The following is a 19749-nucleotide window of genomic DNA, read 5'->3' as shown; positions in this document are numbered from 1 at the left end:
CAAACCCCCAAATCGTACCGGCGTGACGGCCCGCCGCCCCTGAGCCGCCATCCGAGTCTTCGAAGACCGCGCCCTCGGACTCTGCCCGCAGACTGTGGTCTTAGATTTCCCTTAATGTTAGGCGACGGCCTGACCGCCGCCAAATCTCCATGGTCACGTGTCAGCCATGTTTCGGCTGCGGAGCGTTACCTATCAACTGCCGCGCCCAGTTCAGGGTCCACTCGGTGGCCGGCTGGCCGTCGATGTTCCAGAACTGGGTAGTGGCGTACATCGCATGGACCGGCTGCCCGGCACCACCGCTGAGCACCTCCAGCGTCTTCGGCAGCTGGGTGATGTTGAACGCCGACGACGGCGCCGCACAGATCAGGTCGCCCTGCGCGCAGATCTCGTTGGTGCGGTCGTTGAGCGCACCGAACCCGCCCGGCCGCGGACCCGTCATCGTCAGACCCAGCGCAGAGAGGGTCGGCACCTCGTTCAACGTGATCTCGGCACCCTGGCCGTCCGGGTTCGGACCGATGTCCTGACCCACGCTGTCCTGGCGGCGACCGTCGGCGACCAGGGTCACGCCGAGCACCAGATCCTGGTCCACCGGACCACGCCCGTTGCCGATGTCGCTGGCGATGTCGCCGGCGATCACTGCGCCCTGCGAGAACCCGATGAGCACGTAGCTGGTGAGCGGGCACCGGTTGTTCATGTCGGTCATCGCCTGCACCGCGGCCCGGGTGCCTTCGGCACGGCTGTCGTTGTAGGACATCTGCTGATCTGCCGACAGCGGATTGTGGAACTGGGCGGTGTAGGGAACCGTGAACACCTCGACCCGGTCGGTGCCGAACTCGGCCCGGATCGGGTTCGTGACGCGAAGCAACAGCGCTGCGGGGAACTGCACGGGATTGAACGGGTCGAGCGCCCGGGAGGACTCCCAGGTTCCGGGGATCGAGATCAGCTGGACATCGGGGCAGCTGGCGTCCTGGAACTCCGGCCGCGGCTTGCTCGGGCCCGGCTGCCCGGAGGGCGCCGCCGTCGGCGGCAGCGCGGTGGGCGGAATCGCGGTCGACCCGCCGTCCGGCCGGCGCAGCACGACGATGACGACGGCGACGATCAGCACGACGACGAGACCCACCGCGCCGGCAGCGAAGAGCGCCAGCAGGCGGTGGCGTTTACGCCGGTTGGTCTTGGCCATGAGTTCGGGAGCTCCTAGCAGAGTTGATCGGTGGCGATGCGAATGTAGTCGGCGGTCTCGTCTTCCACTCGGCTCGCCGGTGGCGGCGCGGCGCCGGAGTTCATCACACCGCCGGACGCCGGTTCGCTCACGTCATTGCGTACCAGCGGCGCCACGTACTCCCACACCGCTTGGTCGGTCTGTCTGGCCGCGCGCGCCTGGCACACGTAGGAGCCGATGCTCAGGGCCGCCAGATCGCTGGATGGAGCCACCCCCCGCCGACCGGAGAGCGTCGAGGAAGGAGCGTTGGCGCGGCGTGACCACCAGCGCGTTAGAGCTCTCTCCCCCGGCGGGCTGCCCGGGCAGCTGCGCTCCGGCCTGGCCGTGCGCGGGGGACGGCTCGATCTCCGAGGCCGGACCGGTGACCATCTCGTCGCTGGCACCGCAACCGGCGAGCCACGAGGAGGCGACCAGCAAGCACCCCGCCACACCTGCGCCCGCCACAGCGGTCCGTGACCTGTGATGCACGGTCTCCAAGGTACCGGGGCTCCGCACCGGCCCTCGCCTACCGGATCGTCGTGACGAGCTCCCCGCTCATCGCGCCCAGCTGCCCGCTCCAGGTTCCCCAGTCGTGGGAGCCCGAGGTCGGGAAGTCGAAGTGCCCGTTACCGCCGCCGACTGAACGGTAGTGCTGGTAGAACGCGCGATTGCTGCCCTGGGCCTGGTCGCAGTAGCCGATCATCGCCGGCACATCGGTACAGGTGGTGGTCGCCGGGCTGAAGATCCACAGCCGCGTGTTGTTGTCGGCCAGCAGCTGCACGTGCACGTCGGGGTCGTGCCACTTCCACCGGCCCAACTGCGGCAGGCCCCACATGTTGCGGATGTCCAGACCGCCGAACCGGGCCAACCCGTCGGTGATCGCGCCGTTCATCGTCGTGGCCGACGGGGTCAGGAACCCTGACAGCGAACCCGCGAAGCGATAACGGTCGGGATGGAACGCCGCCATCGTCACCGCGCCGGTGCCGCCCATCGCCGCGCCGACGATCCCGTGCCCGCCCGGCGCCAGACCCTTGTTGGCGGCCAACCAGTTCGGCAGCTCGTCGGCGAGGAACGTCTCCCACTGCTTGCTGCCGTCCTGCTCCCAATTCGTGTACATGCTCCACGCGCCACCGGCCGGGGCGACCACCGAGATGCCCTTTCCGGCCAGGGTGTTCATCGCATTGCCTGCCGTCACCCAGTTGCTGACGTCGGGCCCGCCGTTGAACGCGTCGAGCAGCACGACCGCGTGCGGACCGCCACCTTGGAACGCGACGGGGATGTCACGGCCCATCGCCGCCGAGGGCACCATCAGCATCTCGACGCCCTGGGCGTGGGCAGTGCCCACCACTGCACCGCCGGCGAAGCCTGCCGCGGCCGCCAGCACGACAGCCATGAATGTCCGGATCAGCCCACGCATCAACCCCACCTCTCGAATCGCACCGACCGCAACGTAGTGAACCACATCACCCGGACGGGCCGGGCCGCAAAGCGACTGACGGCGGTGCCCCGCGAGGGGACACCGCCGTCAGTGACGTTGCGATCGACTAGCCGCCGTTGGCCGGAGCCTCGACCGGCGCTGCCGGAGCCGACGGCTGCGGCACCGCGCCGAGCACGCGCTGCACATCCGGCTTCATCTGCTGGAGCTGCTGGCCCCAGTAGCCCCAGTCGTGGGCGCCGGAGGACGGGAAGTTGAACACGCCGTTGGTCCCGCCGTTGGCCAGGTAGGTCTCCTGGAACGTCCGGTTGGTGCGGATCGTCAGGCCCTCGAGGAACTTGGCGGGCAGGTTGTTACCGCCCAGCTCCGACGGCTTGCCGTTGCCGCAGTAGATCCAGATGCGGGTGTTGTTCGCGATCAACTTGTTGATGTTGACGAACGGGTCGTTGCGCTTCCAGGCGCTGTTGGGGTCCTCGGTCGGGCCCCACATGTCGTTGGCCTTGTAGCCGCCTGCGTCACCCATCGAGATGTTGACCAGCGCGGGCCACCAGCCCTCGGACAGGTTCAGGAAGCCCGACAGCGATCCGGCGTACTGGAACTGGTTCGGGTGGTAGATCGCCAGCGTCAGGGCGGCCGAGCCGGCCATTGACAGGCCGACGGCCGCGTTGCGGTTGGGGTTCACGCCCTTGTTGGCCGCGAGGTAGGCGGGGAGCTCCTGTGTGAGGAAGGTCTCCCACTTGTAGGTCTGGCAACCGGACTTGCCGCAGGCCGGCTTGTACCAGTCGCTGTAGAAGCTGGACTGGCCGCCGACCGGCATGATCGTCGCCAGGCCGGAGTCGAGGTACCACTCGAACGCCTGGGTGTTGATGTCCCAGCCGTTGAAGTCGTCCTGCGCACGCAGACCGTCGAGCAGGTAGAGACCGGGCGCGTTGGGGCCGCCGCTCTGGAACTGCACCTTGATGTCGCGACCCATACCGGCCGAGGGCACCATCAGGTACTCCACCGGCAGACCCGGGCGCGAGAACGCGCTCGCCGTTGCGGAGCCGCCCACGACACCGATCACGGCGGGCAACACGGCTGCCACCAGGGCCGCGATCGTGAGCCGTCGCGCATTGGCGCGCAGCCTTGAACCGAACTTCATGCTTTGTTGTGTCCCATCTTGTCGTACAGCAGCAACCAGCCGCCGGTCCCCGACCCGGCCTCGTGCCCGTGTAGTCAACCACACCTTTGTGGCCGTCTCTTGTCGCCGCGATACGCGCTCGCGACCCGTCGTCCCATGCCTATCCGGCATATCTGCTGCGGGAGTCCCTCATGTTACGAAAGCAGAAACCATGACGCCCGGCCAAATCGTGGGGCTCACGGGCCGGTCGGAGCCAACCCCGTATAGGGCGGATTGACGGGCTCCGGGATGGGCAGGCCGCACCGGGCGAGCTCGTAGAGCGGCACCCGATCGATGCGGTAGCGGGTGTACTCCGCGGCGTGCACGACGTTGGACAGGAACCGCCTGATCCCCATCGGGGCGCGGATCGCGTCGAGCACCTTGTCGGTCTCCGGGCACTTCAGCGCGGCCTCGGCCTGACGTATCCAATCCTCGTCCAGATACGGCGGAATCCACGGCGGCTCCTTGAGGAACGGGCCCTCGGCCACCGCCCAGTCGGGGAACAGGTTCTTGTCGTGTCCGATACGCCCGTCCGTCAGCCGGGCGGTGTGCGCGGCCAACGGGTTGGCCAACCCGATCTGATCGATGACGCGCACGTCGAGCCCGACGTTCATGCCGAGCATGCCGAGATTGGTGAAGAACACGGTGTGCGGGCCGACGTAGCCGCCGACCGCCGCGCGACGGACCTCAGGAGGCGGCGGCAACGCGGGCACGACGTCCCAGCGGTCGTAGTTGCCCGACGGGAGCAGGAGCGCGCCGTCGGGGGTGTTCTGGATCGCGGTCAGCACCGCCCGCATGCGCGGATAGTCCAGATAGTCCGCCGCGGTCAACGGGTGGGCGTGCCCGGTGGCCTGGGAGTAGAACCGGCGCTCGTCGACGATTCCGCTGTAGGTCACCCGGGTGGCGTCGGCGCCCAGACCCGGTGAATTGGCCGCCCACAGTGACCATCCCGCCACAGCCAGCCACAGCACCGCGGTCGCTCCGGCGTAGAGGTAGCCGGCGCCGCGCGCCATCCGGGTGCGGTCGGGCAGCAACAGCGGGATCACCGCCACCGGGGCGAGCAGGCAGAACATCGGGGTGAGCAGCACCCGGCCGTGCATGAAGTCGCCGCCCTGACGGATCCAGTACACCGCCTGCAGCACTCCGGACACCAGCATGAACGCCACCACCGCAGGCGGGCTCTGGACGGCGCGGGCCACCCAGCCGGATTCCCTGCGGGCGTTGCCTGTCGGGGTGCGCTGCGCCCATCGGGGCCGGCCGCGCAGCAAAAGCACCATCAGGCCCAGCCCGATCAGCAGAATGGCGGGCGCCCACAGCAGGTAGGGCCGGTTGAAGTTGGCCAGGTACACCAGGCCCTGGTCCCACTTCGCGCCGGAGGCATCCTTCGCCAGCGCGGTCCCTGGCACCAGCAGCCCGTAGTAGCCCATGCGAAAGATCTGGTACGCCACGGGAATCAGGCCGCCGGCGACGACGAGGAGCACCCGGGCGGCCCATCCGGTGGTCGCGATCAGCATCATCACCAGGGCGACGCCGCCGATCAGCGCCAGCTCGGGTCGCACCAGCACGGAGAATCCCGCCACGAACGCGAGAGCGATCTGGAAGCCGCGAGACGCGCCGCCGTGCCGAGGGGCTTGCGCCCAGCAGACCATCATCCACCACAGCAGCCCGAGATAGGCCAGCACCAAACCGTTTTCAAGCCCGGAGGTGGCGAAGTCGCGCGCCGGGGGAACAGCGATGTACACCAGCGCACCCGCGGGCAGGAAGATCGCGCGGCGCCCGCCGAGACCAGGGGCGTAGAGCCGCGCTGTACCGAGCATCACCAGGACCACGCCCACCACGCTGAGCACGAGGGCCAGCACAAGCGCGACGTACTCGAGCCGGGCCGATCCGGAGACGAACCCGCCGAGCGTCACGAGGTAGGACCAGGCGGTCGAGGTGTTGGCCTCCACCCGCTCACCGGCGTTGAACACCGGGCCGTTGCCCGCCAACAGGTTTCGTACGGTCCGCAGCACGATCAGGCCGTCATCGGCGATCCACCGGCGCTGCCAGGCGCCCCACCCGAAGAGCGCGGCCACCGCGGCCACGCTCACCCACAGGCTGATCCGCACCCATGCGTGGTACGGAAAGGCGGGCCACCGGTTCAGCCGGTCCGCCGCCGCGGAGGTGATGCGCTCAGCTGAAGAAGATTGCGGCACCGATGGTCCCGATCCACGCCAGCAGCAGCAGCTGCAGAACCCGGTCCTTCAGCGCGATCTCCTCCGGTTCACCGGCCAGTCCCCCGTCGACGTCGACGGCGTAGCGCAGGATCGCGATCGTGATGGGAATGATGGTGATCGCGTACCACGAGGCGTTGGCGCCGTCACGTTCGAAGGCCCACAGGCTGTAGCAGACCACCATCGCCGTGGCCGCCACCGTCCACACGAATCTCAGATACGAGGCGGTGTAGCTCTCCAGTGACTTGCGGATCTTTGCGCCGGTGCGCTCGGCGAGTTGCAGTTCGGCATAACGCTTTCCGGCCACCATGAACAGCGAACCGAACGTCATCACCAGCAGGAACCACTGCGACAGCGGAATGCCCGCGGCGGCGCCGCCGGCGATCGCGCGGATCAGGTACGCCGACGAGACGATGCAGATGTCCAGCACCGCTTGATGTTTGAGCCCGAAGCAGTAGGCCAGCTGCATCGCGATGTACACGGCGATGACCACGACCAGGTTGGGCGAGGCGAGGAACGAGATCCCCAGCGAGGCGAGACCGAGGACCAGCGCCAGGGTGTAGGCCAGCCACTGCGGGACCACCCCTGCCGCGATCGGCCGGAACCGTTTGGTCGGGTGCTGCCGGTCGGCCTCGACGTCGCGCGAATCGTTGACCAGGTAGATGCACGAGGCGGCCATGGAGAACGCCACGAACGCGATGACGATGTTGACCGCCATCACGTCGTAGTCGTAGCGGGCCGTGCCGCCGAACGCCGCGATCGGAGCCGCGAGCACGAGGAGGTTCTTCACCCACTGCCGCGGCCGGATCGCCTTGATGATGCCGGCGGGCAGGTTCTTTGGCGGTCCTGCCGCCGATCCCGTCTCGCGAACCTGGGATGTACTCATCGCGATCCTCCTTCGAGCACCTCGGCGGCCTTGGCGACCGCACCGGCCACGGCTGTGCCGACGGCGACCCCGGCGACGACGTCGCTCGGATAGTGCACACCGAGTACCAAGCGCGACAACGCCATCGGCGGCACCAGCAGAGCAGGCAGCGGCAGACCGGTCGGTCGGGCCAGCAGCACCGCTGCGGCCGCGGTCGAGGTGGCGTGCGCCGACGGAAAACTGAGCCGGCTGGGGGTGCCGACGTTCACCGCGATCGCGGGGTGGTGCGGGCGGGCCCGCCGGACCACGCGTTTGATCAGGACCGCGGCGGCGTGCGCGGCGAACGCGCCGACACCGGCGGTCACGTACTGCCGCCGCCGGGCGGGCACCAGCCATGCGCCGAGCGCGGCGACGACGAGCCATCCGAGGCTGTGCTCACCGAAGTGGGACAGTGCCCGCGCCGCCGGCAGCACGCCCGGCCTGCCGGCCACCGCCGACTGCACGGCCACCAGCACGGCGTCCTCGCCGCGCGGTGTCTCAGACACGGCCGGTTTCTGAACTGGCGTCCAGGAGCACGCTTTCCCATTTCTGTGTGCTCGTCAGCATCGGAAGGGCGGAGCGGTACACCTTGCGCATCTTGTTGAACTTCCGGGCCAGCAGCGCCTGCCGCTTGAGTGACTCGCGCAGCAGATCGAACATCTGCTCCCGGTCACGCTGGCGGTAGACCACGCCGCGGCCGTCGGCGGTGGTCACGGTGACGCCGTCGACGTTGCACAGCGAGAACCAGCGCGCGTCCTGGGTGGCGACGTTGACCTGCGGACGCTGGTGGTGTTCGGGATCGTGGGGCTTGAGCTGGTGCGCCACGCCGCGGCCCAGCCGCAGCGAGATCGACAACGGGTTGGTCGGGATCTCCACCTTCTTGCGCCAGCGCTTGTCCGACGGAGTCGGCAGCGTGGTGGCGCTGGGCAGGACCACCGCGTCGGGGAAGTCCTGACGCATCGCGCGGACGTCGGGCAGCGAGGACTCCAGGATCGAGAAGAGGTTCTCGGGTCCGGCGAGGAAGTCGTCCATCGCCTTGTTCTGGATCGCGACGGTCGAATACTCCAGGCAGAGAAGGTGTTTCAGCGTCGCCTTGAGATGGCTGCGCAGCAGGCCGCGAATGTTGCCGTCCCAGTGCAGGGCCGCGACGATCAGCCGGTTGCGCAGATGGAAGTAGGCCTGCCAGTCGATCGCGTCGTCTTTGTCGCTCCACGCCATGTGCCAGATCGCCGCACCAGGCAACGTCACCGTGGGGTAGCCGTGCTCGCCGGCGCGCAGGCCGTAGTCGGCGTCGTCCCACTTGATGAACAGCGGCAGCGGCTGGCCCAGCTCCTCGGCGACCTGCCGCGGGATCATGCACATCCACCAGCCGTTGTAATCGACGTCGATGCGGCGGTGCAGCAGCCGGCTGCGGTACTCGTCCTCGTCGTTGAGCGGGTATTTGGCGAAGTTGTGGTCGTACTCGGTGTTGACCGCCCCGGTCCACATGAAGTTCTCGGAGTCGACCATCTCACCCATCACGTGCAGGTGGCTGGGCTCCTGCAGGTTGAGCATCTGGCCGCCGACGAGGGTGGGCACCTTGGCGAAGCGGTTCATCGCCAGGGCGCGCAGGATCGAGTCCGGTTCGATCCTGATGTCGTCGTCCATGAACAGGATCTGTTCGCAGTCGGTGTTCTTCAGCGCCTCGTACATCACGCGGCTGTAGCCGCCCGATCCGCCGAGGTTGGGCTGGTTGTGGATCGAGAGCCGGTTGCCCAGCGCGGCGGCGGCCTCGGCGAAGCCGGGGTGGTCCTTGGCCTTCTTGGTGCCCTGATCGGAGACGATGACGGCGCTGATCACCTCGTCGACCAGGGGGTCGGACGTCAACGCGGCCAACGCGCTGACACAGTCCGAGGGCCGGTTGAACGTCGGGATGCCGACGGCGACGTTGGCCCGGCCGGGGGCGGGGATCGGGGCGTACCAGCCCGCGTGGTGCAGCGTCGTCGCCGCGTCGGTGGTGATGTCGAACCAGATCCAGCCGCCGTCCTCGAACGGCGTCAAATCGATCTCGAACTCGGCCACTGCGGGCTCGTCGCCACTGCTGACGACGGGGGCGCCGCCGACGGTGATGCGGGCACCGGTGGCCTTGGAGCGGTAGACGTCGACCCGGGCGCTGCCGGTCAGCTCCACCCGCAGGACCACGCTCTCCAGCACCGACCAGCGCCGCCAGTAGCTGGCCGGGAACGCGTTGAAGTACGTCGCGAACGACACCTCGGATTCGGTGCCGATCTCGAGCGTCGTGCGGGTGGGGGCGTGCGCGCGCCGGGCGTTGGTGTCCGACTCCTCGATGTAGAGCTTGCGGACGTCGAGCGGCTCACCGGGGCGCGGCAGGATCACGCGAGCCAGTGGACTCACGGCCTGCGACTGGCCTGACGCGAGCGCACCGGACGGGATGTCGCTGGTTGTCATGTGTCTGTCTCCTCGGCCAGCGGCGCACCGTCACGCAGATGCGGCGCCAGCGTGTTGTCGTACATGTTGAGCGCGCTGGCGATCGCCATGTGCATGTCCAGGTACTGGTAGGTGCCCAGGCGCCCACCGAAAAGCACCTTCGCCGAGGCGGTCTCGGCCTTGGCCCGGGTGCGGTAGGACGCCAGCAGCGCACGGTCGGACTCGGTGTTGATCGGGTAGTAGGGCTCGTCGTCGGCCTCGGCGAACCGGGAGTACTCCCGCATGATCACGGTCTTGTCTTGGGGGTAGGCCCGCTCGGGGTGGAAGTGCCGGAATTCGTGGATGCGGGTGAACGGCACGTCGGCGTCGTTGTAGTTCATGACGGGTGTGCCCTGGAAGTCACCGGTCGGCAGCACTTCGAGGTCGAAGTCCAGCGTGCGCCAGCCCAGCCGGCCTTCGCTGTAGTCGAAGTAGCGGTCCAGCGGCCCGGTGTAGACGACCGGCGCGTCGGGGTTGGCGGCCCGCAGCTCGTCGCGCACGTCGAACCAGTCGGTGTCCAGACGCACCTCGATGCGCTCGTCGGCGGCCATGTTCTGCAGCCAGGCGGTGTAGCCGTCGACCGGCAGCCCTTCATAGGTGTCGTTGAAGTAGCGGTTGTCGAAGGTGTAGCGCACCGGCAACCGGTTGATCGTCGAGGCGGGCAGTTCCTTGGGGTCGGTCTGCCACTGCTTGGCCGTGTAGTCCTTGACGAACGCCTCGTAGAGGGGTCGGCCGATCAGTGAGATCGCCTTCTCTTCGAGGTTCTGCGCGTCGGCGGTCTCGATCTCTCCCGCCTGCTCGGCGATGAGCGTACGCGCCTCGTCGGGGGTGAAGTAGCGGCCGAAGAATTGGCTGACCAGCCCCAAGCCCATCGGGAACTGGTACGCCTGCCCGTTGTGCAGCGCGAACACCCGGTGCTGGTAGCCGGTGAAGTCGGTGAACTGTCGCACGTAGTCCCACACCCGCTGATTGGAGGTGTGGAAGAGGTGGGCGCCGTAGCGGTGCACTTCGATACCGGTCTGCGGCTCTGGTTCGGAGTACGCGTTGCCGCCGAGGTGCGAACGCCGGTCCAGGACCAGGACGCGCTTGTCGAGCTGGGTGGCCACCCGCTCGGCGATGGTCAGGCCGAAGAACCCGGAGCCGACGACATAGAGGTCGAAGGCACCTTCGGGCAGGCGGGAATCAGAGGAGAACATCGGCAGCAAGGGTATCTGACGGTGGGTGCTCGCCCTGCGGTGGCGCAACGGCGGAGGTCGCGATTAGCTCACGATTCCATATCGTCACTCTGGTCCCACTAGTCACATCAGTACCATCAATCGCGTAGCACAAATCCGCGATCTACCGCCTGTAGTCCATGTATTGAGGAGACTTCCGTGCCGAACCGACGTCGCCGCCGGCTCTCGACAGCCCTGAGCACAGTCGCCGCTCTGGCCGTCGCAGGTCCCGTTGCAGTTGTCGCCACCACCCAGCTGACCTCGCCGTCCCCGCAGCAACCGCAGCACCGCGAGTTCCGCCAGGCCGCCACCATCACCGATCTGCCCGGCGAGCTGATTTCGGCTCTGACGCAGGGCCTTTCACAGTTCGGGATCAACCTGCCCCCGCTGCCCACCGGCCTGCTGACCGGCAGCGGAGCCTCGTCGCCGACCACGCTGTCGCCCGGCCTGGGCACCGGTCTGGGTACGGGCCTGGATTCCGGGGGCCTCGGTACGGGCCTCGGCACGCCGTCGCTGACCGACCCCGGTCTGGCCAATCCGGCGCTGACCAGCCCGATCGGCGCCACTCCGTCGCTGACCGACCCGGCTTTGAGCGCACCCGGCCTGACCACGCCTGGACTGACCACACCGAGTCTCACCACTCCTGGTCTCACCACACCGTCGCTCACCACTCCTGGTCTCACCACGCCCAGCCTCACCACACCCGCGGGTCTCACCACCCCGGGTCTGAGCACGCCGCCGGCGCTCACCGATCCCGTGCTCGGTGCAGCCCCGATCTCAACCGCCGGGTTGCCCGCCGCGGGCGAGGTGCCGATCTCGGCACCCATCGGTCTCGACCCGGCGCTCGGCGCGGGCTACCCGATCCTGGGTGACCCGTCGCTGGCCGCCACCCAGCCGGTGGCTTCCAGCAGCGGCGGCCTGATCGGTGACCTGAGCAGCGCGGCCAACTCGCTGGGCGCGGGCGAGGCCATCGACCTGCTCAAGGGCGTGCTGATGCCGGCGATCATGTCGGCGGTCAAGCCTCCCGCCGCGGCGGCCGCCGCCGCCCCCGCGGCAGCCGTCGACGCGGCCGGTGCAGCAGCCGCGCCGGCTCAGGCCGGGCTCGGCGCTGCCGAGGCGGCGCTCGACTCAGGCGCCTGAGCCACCCAGTCCACCCACGACTCGAGTCCACCCGCGACGATGGCACCGCAGAAGCCCTGAGCTCTGCGGTGCCATCGGCGCGTCGTGCGTGTCGGAACACCAGTAACAGCTGACACATACGTAACATCAGCCCGTGCTGTGTCGTCGCCCGAGGTCGACACTGATCGCCGCGCTGACGGGGACGGTGTTGCTCACCGCGCTGCTCGTGCGCGCGATCGTCACCGCCGACGCGCCGCCCACCCCCGCGATCGCCGCACCACAGATGGCCTCCCAGCCACTGGCCGAACTCGGCGGGGGCCGCACCGTGCGGGAGATCCACCAGGACACCCCCTTCTCGATGGTGGCGCTCACCTCAGGTGACCTGACAGGCACCACAGCACGCGTGCGGCCGAAGAAAGCGGACGGCACCTGGGGGCCGTGGTACGACGCCGAGACGCTCGAAGGCGTCGGCCCGACAAACCACGACGCCCCCCGCGGCACCGAACCCGTCTTCATCGGACGGACCACGACGGTGCAGATCGAGGTCACCCGACCTCCGAACGCGCCCGTCACCGGACGCGCAGAACCCCCCCAGGGTGCCCGCCCCGGACTCGGCTACATCCCGGCGACCGTCGAGCAACCGTTCGGCGAGAACATCAACGCGGTGCTGATCAGCCCGCCGCAGACGCCGGTCGATCTGCTCCCGCTGCCCAACGCCGCCACCCCGCCGGGACAGCCGCCCAGCATCATCAGCCGCGCAGCATGGGGCGCCGACGAATCGATGCGCTGCGGAGAACCGCGCTACGACAACAAGATCCAAGCCGGCGTCGTGCACCACTCGGCAGGAAGCAACGACTACACACCCCAGGACTCGGCGGGAATCGTCCGCTCGATCTACGAGTACCACACCCGCACCCTGGGCTGGTGCGACATCGCCTACAACGCGCTCGTCGACAAGTACGGGCAGGTGTTCGAGGGCCGCGCCGGCGGCATCCTGCGACCGGTCGAGGGCAGCCACACCGGCGGCTTCAACCACAACACGTGGGGCGTGGCGATGCTCGGCAACTTCACCGACGTGCCCCCGACGCCGATCCAATTGCGCACCACAGCAAGGCTTCTGGGGTGGGTATTGGGACAGGCCGGCGTCGATCCGAAGGGCACCGTGGTGCTGCCGTCCGAGGGCGGGGCGTTCACCAAGTTCCCTTTCGGCTCGTCACCGACGCTGCCGACCATCTTCACCCACCGCGACGTCGGCAACACCGAGTGCCCCGGTAACGCCGCCTACGCGCTGATGCCCCAGATCCGGGAGATGGCAGCAGCATTCAACGAACCGCCAGGTGCGGACATGCTGATCGAGCAGCTGCGCGGCGGCGCCATCTTCACCACGTGGGAGAAGCTGGGCGGGGTGGGCAGTTACCTCGGGAAGCCGACCTCGCCCGAGGCGTCCGGCGAAGGCGCGACCCGCTACGCCACCTTCGAGCACGGCGCGGTCTACTGGTCACCGACCACGGGTGCCGAGCCGATCACAGGCGAGCTCTACAACGCCTGGGGCACACTGGGATTCGAACGGGGGGCGCTGGGTCTGCCGACCAGCGCGGAGATCGCCGAACCGCTGTGGATCGTGCAGAACTTCCAGCACGGCACTCTCAACTTCGACCGGGAGAAAGGCACGGTCACCCGCGTGACCGACGGCATCCCGGTCGAGCTGACCCGCAAAGTCGACAACCCGGTTCAGCTCGAGCGCTTCACTCCCCCGATCAACCCGGCCTGACGTCAGCCCCAGAACCTCTCCAGCACCCGAGCAACCCCGTCCTCAGCATTCGTGGCCGTCACCTCGTCGGCGGCCGCGACAGCATCGGGATGAGCGTTGCCCATCGCGACCCCCAGTCCCGCCCAGGCAAGCATCGGGACGTCGTTGGGCATGTCCCCGAACGTGACGATGTGCGCGGCGTCGATGCCAAGGGGCACACTCAATTCCGCGATGCCGGTCGCCTTGCTGATACCGGTGGGGACGATCTCGATCAACCCGTTGTTCGTGGAGTAGGTGATGTCGCCGGCGCGGCCGACGTGCTCGAGCAGGACCGCCGCCATGTCGGCACTGCGCGCACCCGCCTTGCGGATCAGCAACTTCACCGCGGGTGCGCTCAGCAGATCATCCAGCGAGACCTCGGTGTTGTCCGGGTTGAGCCATGCATGTTCGTAGCCCGGCGAGCTGACGAACTGCGGAGTCGCGGCGTCGTGCGCGGATCGGCCGACCCGCTCCACCGCGAGACCGGCACCGGGGATCACCCGCGCGGCGATCTCGGCGAGCTCGGCCAGCTCGTCGGCGGTCAGCGTGCGCGCGCTGACGATGCGATCCGCCGACGGGTCGTAGATCACAGCACCGTTGGCGCACACCGCCATCGGCGCGAACCCCAGCTGGTCGACGATCGGGGTGATCCAGCGCGGCGGCCTGCCCGTGGCGAGCACGAACTGCGACCCGGAGTCGACGACCGCGCGCACCGCGTCCCGGGTGCGCGGACTGACCGTCTCGTCCTCGTCGAGCAGTGTGCCGTCGACATCGGTCGCGACGAGTTCGGGTGTCACGCGGTTCCTCCCCGCCTACGGGCCCGCTCCGCGAGCTCGGCCTCTTCACGCCGGGCGGCTTCGACCGGGGTGGGCGCACTTCCGCCGAGCCGCCGGGGCAGCCACGGCGCCCCGGGCGGTGCCGGATATCCCTGTTGGGCGTCGTGCAGCAGCTCTGTCATCGCCTCCCTCATCCGGCCACTGAGTTCATCGACACCGCCGTCGGGGGCGATCGGTGCGCCCACCGCGACGGTGACGGGAATCTTCTTGCGGCCCAATGCTCGTGGTTGATCTTTGGTCCAGATCCGCTGCGTACCCCAGACGACCAGTGGCACGATCGGCACCTGTGCCTCACGCGCCATTCGGGCGGCACCGCTCTTGAACTCCTTCAGCTCGAAGCTGCGGCTGATGGTGGCCTCGGGGTACACCCCGACGATCTCCCCGGCCCGAAGCGCCTCCACGGCACGGGAATAGGCGTGCGCGCCGGCCCTACGATCCACCGGAATGGTCTTGGTGTGCTTGATCAGATAGGCGACGGTCTTCACCTCGTTCATCTCGGCCTTGATCATGAACCGCATTCGGCGACCCCGGCGCATGGCGGCCAATGCTGCGGGCAGCCAGTCGACATAACTGGTGTGGTTGATGGCGATGACGGCGCCCCCCGAAGCGGGCAGGTTCTCCACCCCACGAAAAGTGATCGTCGTCCCGGTGGCCCGCACCGCCAACATCGCCGTGATCTCGAGCGAGCGGAAGACCGGTTCCATGGCTTATCCCGGCGCCTCGGTCGACGGCCCGGCACGACGGGCAGCCTTGGCGGCTGCCTCCTCGGCGTCCATCCGATTCGCCTCGGCCAGGGTCGGCGCGCCGCCGCCGAGGCGGTGAGGCACCCAGAACTCGCCGGGGGGATGCGGCCCGTAGGCGTCCTGCACCTCGGTCAGCAGATGCTGCATCCGCGAATGCAGCAGCGCGGTCAGTTCGGCGGCAGGCAGCGTCGGGTAGATGGGCGCGCCCACGGCGATGGAGATGGGCACCTTGGGTCGCCACATCTTCTTCGGGTGGCCCTTGGTCCAGATGCGCTGCGCGCCCCACACGATGTGCGGCACGATCGGCACGTCCGCGTCGATCGCCATCCGGGCCGCACCGGACTTGAAGTCCTTGATCTCGAAGCTGCGGCTGATCGTCGCCTCGGGGTAGACGCCGACGAACTCACCCTCGGAGAGTTTCTGGACCGCCTCGGCATACGACGCTGCGCCGCTGTCGCGGTCGACCGCGATGTGGCGCAGGCTGCGCATGATCGGCCCGGTGACCTTGTGGTCGAAGACTTCCTTCTTCGCCATGAACCGGACCTTGCGGCCCAGGTGCTGCCGGTAGGCGGGCAGACCGGCGAACGTGAAGTCGAAATAGCTGGTGTGGTTGATCGCGATCACCGCACCACCCGTGCGCGGCAGGTTCTCGATGCCGGTGACGGTGAAGGTCAGGCCCTGCGTCCGCCAGACGAGGCGGGCGAGCTGGATGACTGTGCCGTATACCGGTTCCACAGGCGCAAGCGTAGTGCGTGGCACAGTGGGGCTCGCCGTGAGTACGCCGAGCCAACCGATGCCCCTCCCGGCCGTCGTGTCCCGGATCGCGGGCGGCCGGCCGGTGACCGCGGTGTGGGTCAACGAGCTGGGTGGGGTGACCTTCGCCCTCGGCGGTGACCGGCCCGGTGAGTTCGTCAAGACCTACCCCGACGAGGTCGCCCACCTGCTGGACGACGAGGCGGTGCGGCTGCGCTGGGCACGTGCGCGCCACCCCGTGCCCGAGGTGCTGGCCAGCGGTCACGGCTGGTTGCGCACCGCGGCGCTTCCCGGTCGGTCGGCGGTCGACGTGCGGTGGACCGACCGGCCCGCCGACGCCGCGCGGGCCATCGGATCCGGTCTGCGCGCGCTGCACGAGACGCTGCCGGTCGCCGACTGCCCGTTCGGACCACCGTCATGGATCGGCGTCGGCGCTCCCCCACCCGACCGGCTCGTGGTCTGCCACGGCGACGCCTGCGCCCCCAACACACTGATGGCCGACGACGGTTCGTTCGCCGGCCACGTCGATCTCGGCGACCTCGGTGTCGCCGACCGGTGGGCCGACCTCGCCATCGCGACGATGTCGCTGGACTGGAACTATCCGGGAGACGGCTGGCAGGCCATGCTGCTCGACGCCTACGGGGTGCGCCCCGATGACGAACGCATCGCGTTCTACCGGCAGCGGTGGAACGACGAGCCGTCGCCGCAGGGCTAAGCTGACACACGAGCAAGCAGTCGTCAGAGGGGTATTTGTGCAGGTCACCAGTGTCGGGCACGCCGGCTTCCGCATCGACACCACGGCCGGGAGCATCCTGTGCGATCCATGGGTGACGCCGGCGTACTTCGCCTCGTGGTTCCCGTTCCCGGACAACAGCCAGCTCGACTGGACGGCGTTGGGCGATGTCGACTACCTCTATGTGTCGCATCTGCACAAGGACCACTTCGACCCCGTGATCCTGCGCGAGCACGTCACCAAGGACGCCGTGGTGCTGCTGCCCGACTACCCGGTGCCCGATCTGCGCCGTGAGCTCGAGAAGCTCGGCTTCCACCGGTTCTTCGAGACCACCGATTCGGTGAAGCACCGCGTCAGCGGACCCAAGGGCGATCTCGACGTGATGATCATCGCCCTGCGCGCCCCCGCCGACGGCCCCATCGGCGATTCCGGCCTGGTCGTCTCCGATGGCGAGACGGTGGCGTTCAACATGAACGACGCCCGCCCGGTCGACCTCGACGTGCTGGCCGCCGACTTCGGTCAGATCGACGTGCACATGCTGCAGTACTCCGGGGCGATCTGGTACCCGATGGTCTACGACATGCCCGAGCGGGCCAAGCACGCGTTCGGGGTGCAGAAGCGTCAACGCCAGATGGACCGGTGCAGGCAGTACATCGCGCAGGTCGGTGCCACGTGGGTGGTGCCGTCGGCCGGTCCGCCCTGCTTCCTCGACCCGGAGTTGCGCGATCTGAACGACGACCACGGTGATCCGGCGAACATCTTCCCCGACCAGGTGGTGTTCCTGGATCAGATGGCCACCCACGGACACACCGGCGGCCTGCTGATGATCCCGGGGTCGACGGCGAATTTCACTGGTTCTGCGCTGGATTCGCTGAACCACCCCGTGCCCGAGGACGAGGTCCGGGAGATCTTCACCACCGGCAAGGCCGACTACATCGAGGCCTACGCCCAGCGAATGGCGCCGGTGCTGGCTGCCCAGAAGGCGTCCTGGGCACCCGCGGACGGCGAATCACTGCTGGAGCCACTGCGCGAACTGTTCGAGCCGATAATGTCGGCGTCCGACCAGATCTGCGACGGCATCGGCTATCCCGTCGAGCTACGCCTGGGCCCTGACACCGTGGTGCTGGACTTCCCCAAACGTGCTGTGCGCGAAGCTGTCCCGGATGAGAAGTTCCGGTACGGCTTCGAGATCCCGGCTGAGCTGGTGCGCACTGTCGTGCGTGATCGCGAACCGGACTGGGTGAACACCATCTTCCTGTCCACCCGGTTTCGGGCCTGGCGGGTCGGCGGCTACAACGAATACCTGTACACGTTCTTCAAGTGCCTGACCGACGAGCGCGTCGCCTACGCCGACGGCTGGTTCGCAGAAGCCCACGACGACACGGCATCGATCACGCTCGACGGCTGGGAGATCCAACGACGCTGCCCCCATCTGAAGGCGGACCTGTCGAAATTCGGTGTGGTGGAAGGCAACACGCTGACCTGCAACCTGCACGGCTGGCAGTGGAACCTGGACAACGGCCGGTGCCTGACCACCAAGGGCCACGAGCTGAGGTCGCAGAAGCTGTGAGCGCCGGCGCCGTCTCGAGCCCGTTCTACGATGACGGGCTCATCCAGCTCGACCGGGAAGCGCTGACGTTGCGCCGCTACCACTTCCCGTCGGGCACCTCGAAGATCATCCCGCTGCGCGACATCCGCAGTTACCAGGTCAGCCCGCTGGGCCTGTTCACGTCACGATTTCGCCTGTGGGGCACCGACTTACGGTGCTGGCTGCCGCTGGATGTGAACCGGCCGCGCAAGTCCACGCTGGTCACCCTGGACGTGCGCGGGGCGTTCCCGCGACCGGCGTGCACACCGGTGGATCCGAAGGCGTTCGTCTCCCTGCTCGAAAAGCTGCTCGACGACCACTAGTTCGGGGTGAGCACCTCGGTGCCGAGGTAGGGCAGCAGCGCCTGGGGTACCCGCACGCTGCCGTCGGGCTGCTGGTGGTTCTCCAGGATGGCGACCAGCCAACGCGTGGTGGCCAGCGTTCCGTTCAGCGTCGCGGCGGTCTGCGGTTTGCCGTTCTCGTCGCGGTAGCGCACCGCCAGTCGGCGGGCCTGGAACGTGGTGCAGTTCGAGGTCGAGGTGAGCTCCCGGTAGGTCTGCTGGGTGGGCACCCACGCCTCGCAGTCGAACTTGCGGGCCGCCGAGGAACCGAGGTCGCCCGCGGCGATGTCGATGACCCGGTAGGGCACCTCGATCGCGGCGAGCATCTGACGCTGCCAACCCAGCAACCGCTCGTGCTCGGCCTCGGCGTCCTCGGGCCGGCAGTAGACGAAGCCTTCGATCTTGTCGAACTGGTGCACCCGGATGATTCCGCGCGTGTCCTTGCCGTAGCTGCCCGCTTCGCGCCGGAAGCACGACGACCATCCGGCGTAGCGGCGCGGACCGCCTGACAGATCGAGGATCTCGTCGGCGTGGTAGCCGGCCAGGGGCACCTCAGAGGTGCCCACGAGATAGAGGTCGTCGTCGGCGAGGTGGTACACCTCGTCGGCGTGGGCGCCCAGGAACCCGGTCCCGGCCATGATCTCGGGGCGCACCAGCACCGGCGGGATCATCAGCGTGAAGCCGTTCTCCGTGGCGGTGCGGACCGCGAGCTGGAACAGAGCCAGCTGCAGCAGCGCGCCGTAGCCGGTGAGGAAGTAGAACCGCGACCCGGACACCTTGGCGCCGCGATCCATGTCGATCAGGCCCAGCGACTCGCCGAGGTCCAGGTGGTCCTTGGGATTGTCCAGGGCCGGAGGTTCCCCGACGGTGTCGAGGACCACGAAGGCGTCCTCGCCGCCGGCAGGCACGCCGTCGATGATCACGTTGGCAATCGCCATGTGTGCCGCGGTGAAGGCTTTTTCGGCCTCGGCCTGGGCGGCCTCGGCGGACCGCACGCGCTCGGCGAGTTCCTTCGCCGCAGCCAGCAGCGCGGGCCGCTCGTCAGGAGAGGCCTTACCGACCGCCTTGCTGGCGGTCTTCTGCTCGGCGCGCAGGGTGTCCGCCTCGGAGATGGCGGCGCGGCGGGCGACGTCGGCGTCGGCCAGGGCATCGACGAGGCCAGGGTTTTCACCACGCGCCCGCTGGGATGCCCGCACCGCGTCAGGGTTGTCTCGCAGCACTTTCAGGTCGATCACATCGCGCAACCCTACGGGCCGCG

19 protein-coding genes are annotated in these 19749 nt (G+C 68.4%); 6 read left to right on the top strand and 13 right to left on the bottom strand.

Annotated features, from left to right (window positions below; all coding sequences use genetic code 11):
- Positions 1 to 160 precede the first annotated feature (160 nt).
- The gene (culp6, locus tag PGN37_RS20120; protein WP_335332765.1) at positions 161 to 1180 is read right to left on the bottom strand and encodes a carboxylesterase Culp6; all 1020 of its coding nucleotides are present in this window, start codon (positions 1178 to 1180) and stop codon (positions 161 to 163) included.
- Positions 1181 to 1194: 14 nt separating this feature from the next.
- A complete protein-coding gene (locus PGN37_RS20115) occupies positions 1195 to 1431 on the bottom strand; it encodes a hypothetical protein (protein ID WP_335332764.1) in 237 nt (78 codons plus the stop codon).
- Positions 1432 to 1475: 44 nt separating this feature from the next.
- Here PGN37_RS20115 and PGN37_RS20110 point away from each other — a divergent pair, with 44 nt between their 5' ends.
- A complete protein-coding gene (locus PGN37_RS20110) occupies positions 1476 to 1682 on the top strand; it encodes a hypothetical protein (RefSeq protein WP_335332763.1) in 207 nt (68 codons plus the stop codon).
- A gap of 42 nt (positions 1683 to 1724) precedes the next feature.
- Here the strand turns inward: PGN37_RS20110 and PGN37_RS20105 are convergent, their stop codons facing one another.
- The 7 genes from PGN37_RS20105 to glf form a co-directional block, all read right to left on the bottom strand.
- Positions 1725 to 2615: an esterase family protein gene (locus PGN37_RS20105; RefSeq protein WP_335332762.1), complete on the bottom strand. Its 891-nt coding sequence runs from the start codon at positions 2613 to 2615 to the stop codon at positions 1725 to 1727.
- A 127-nt stretch (positions 2616 to 2742) separates the two neighbouring features.
- On the bottom strand, positions 2743 to 3774 hold the full coding sequence (locus PGN37_RS20100) for an esterase family protein (protein ID WP_046365096.1): 1032 nt from the start codon (positions 3772 to 3774) through the stop codon (positions 2743 to 2745).
- Positions 3775 to 3989: 215 nt separating this feature from the next.
- Positions 3990 to 5987: a flagellar motor control protein ZomB gene (gene zomB, locus PGN37_RS20095; RefSeq protein WP_335332761.1), complete on the bottom strand. Its 1998-nt coding sequence runs from the start codon at positions 5985 to 5987 to the stop codon at positions 3990 to 3992.
- The gene (locus PGN37_RS20090) at positions 5965 to 6891 is read right to left on the bottom strand and encodes a decaprenyl-phosphate phosphoribosyltransferase (RefSeq protein ID WP_335332760.1); all 927 of its coding nucleotides are present in this window, start codon (positions 6889 to 6891) and stop codon (positions 5965 to 5967) included. The genes zomB and PGN37_RS20090 overlap by 23 nt, the downstream gene beginning before the upstream one ends.
- Positions 6888 to 7415: a phosphatase PAP2 family protein gene (locus tag PGN37_RS20085; protein WP_335332759.1), complete on the bottom strand. Its 528-nt coding sequence runs from the start codon at positions 7413 to 7415 to the stop codon at positions 6888 to 6890. Before PGN37_RS20085 ends, PGN37_RS20090 begins: the two co-directional genes overlap by 4 nt.
- The gene (locus PGN37_RS20080; protein WP_335332758.1) at positions 7408 to 9357 is read right to left on the bottom strand and encodes a glycosyltransferase; all 1950 of its coding nucleotides are present in this window, start codon (positions 9355 to 9357) and stop codon (positions 7408 to 7410) included. The genes PGN37_RS20085 and PGN37_RS20080 overlap by 8 nt, the downstream gene beginning before the upstream one ends.
- Entirely contained in the window at positions 9354 to 10571 is a 1218-nt protein-coding gene (gene glf, locus PGN37_RS20075) for a UDP-galactopyranose mutase (protein ID WP_335332757.1), read from the bottom strand. The genes PGN37_RS20080 and glf overlap by 4 nt, the downstream gene beginning before the upstream one ends.
- Positions 10572 to 10748: 177 nt before the next feature.
- On the opposite strand from glf, the gene PGN37_RS20070 reads away from it, so the two are divergent.
- The gene (locus PGN37_RS20070) at positions 10749 to 11729 is read left to right on the top strand and encodes a hypothetical protein (RefSeq protein ID WP_335332756.1); all 981 of its coding nucleotides are present in this window, start codon (positions 10749 to 10751) and stop codon (positions 11727 to 11729) included.
- Positions 11730 to 11862: 133 nt separating this feature from the next.
- The gene (locus PGN37_RS20065) at positions 11863 to 13479 is read left to right on the top strand and encodes an N-acetylmuramoyl-L-alanine amidase (RefSeq protein ID WP_335332755.1); all 1617 of its coding nucleotides are present in this window, start codon (positions 11863 to 11865) and stop codon (positions 13477 to 13479) included.
- Between the two features lie 2 nt (positions 13480 to 13481).
- Here PGN37_RS20065 and PGN37_RS20060 read toward each other — a convergent pair whose 3' ends face one another.
- Genes PGN37_RS20060 through PGN37_RS20050 form a run of 3 tightly spaced genes read right to left on the bottom strand, consistent with a single transcriptional unit; the run spans position 13482 to position 15811 of the window.
- Positions 13482 to 14294 (bottom strand): HAD family hydrolase, encoded by an 813-nt coding sequence (locus tag PGN37_RS20060; protein ID WP_335332754.1) that lies wholly within the window; start codon positions 14292 to 14294, stop codon positions 13482 to 13484.
- Positions 14291 to 15037, bottom strand: a complete 747-nt coding sequence (locus PGN37_RS20055) for a lysophospholipid acyltransferase family protein (protein ID WP_335332753.1) — start codon at positions 15035 to 15037, stop codon at positions 14291 to 14293. Before PGN37_RS20055 ends, PGN37_RS20060 begins: the two co-directional genes overlap by 4 nt.
- Positions 15038 to 15040: 3 nt before the next feature.
- Positions 15041 to 15811, bottom strand: coding sequence for a lysophospholipid acyltransferase family protein (locus tag PGN37_RS20050; protein WP_335332752.1), 771 nt, complete (start codon positions 15809 to 15811; stop codon positions 15041 to 15043).
- 37 nt (positions 15812 to 15848) lie between these two features.
- Here PGN37_RS20050 and PGN37_RS20045 point away from each other — a divergent pair, with 37 nt between their 5' ends.
- The 3 genes from PGN37_RS20045 to PGN37_RS20035 are packed head-to-tail and all read left to right on the top strand — an operon-like array spanning position 15849 to position 18473.
- Positions 15849 to 16544, top strand: coding sequence for an aminoglycoside 3'-phosphotransferase (locus PGN37_RS20045; RefSeq protein ID WP_335332751.1), 696 nt, complete (start codon positions 15849 to 15851; stop codon positions 16542 to 16544).
- Between the two features lie 37 nt (positions 16545 to 16581).
- Complete coding sequence (locus PGN37_RS20040; RefSeq protein WP_335332750.1) at positions 16582 to 18132, top strand: Rieske 2Fe-2S domain-containing protein; 1551 nt, start codon at positions 16582 to 16584, stop codon at positions 18130 to 18132.
- The gene (locus PGN37_RS20035) at positions 18129 to 18473 is read left to right on the top strand and encodes a hypothetical protein (protein WP_335332749.1); all 345 of its coding nucleotides are present in this window, start codon (positions 18129 to 18131) and stop codon (positions 18471 to 18473) included. Before PGN37_RS20040 ends, PGN37_RS20035 begins: the two co-directional genes overlap by 4 nt.
- Here PGN37_RS20035 and serS read toward each other — a convergent pair.
- A complete protein-coding gene (serS, locus tag PGN37_RS20030) occupies positions 18470 to 19726 on the bottom strand; it encodes a serine--tRNA ligase (protein WP_335332748.1) in 1257 nt (418 codons plus the stop codon). The two genes, PGN37_RS20035 and serS, sit on opposite strands and share 4 nt — an antisense overlap.
- Positions 19727 to 19749: the final 23 nt, after the last annotated feature.

Source organism: Mycobacterium kyogaense (assembly GCF_036946525.1).
GTDB classification, from domain to species: domain Bacteria; phylum Actinomycetota; class Actinomycetes; order Mycobacteriales; family Mycobacteriaceae; genus Mycobacterium; species Mycobacterium kyogaense_A.
This window is presented reverse-complemented; position numbering and strand designations above follow the sequence as displayed.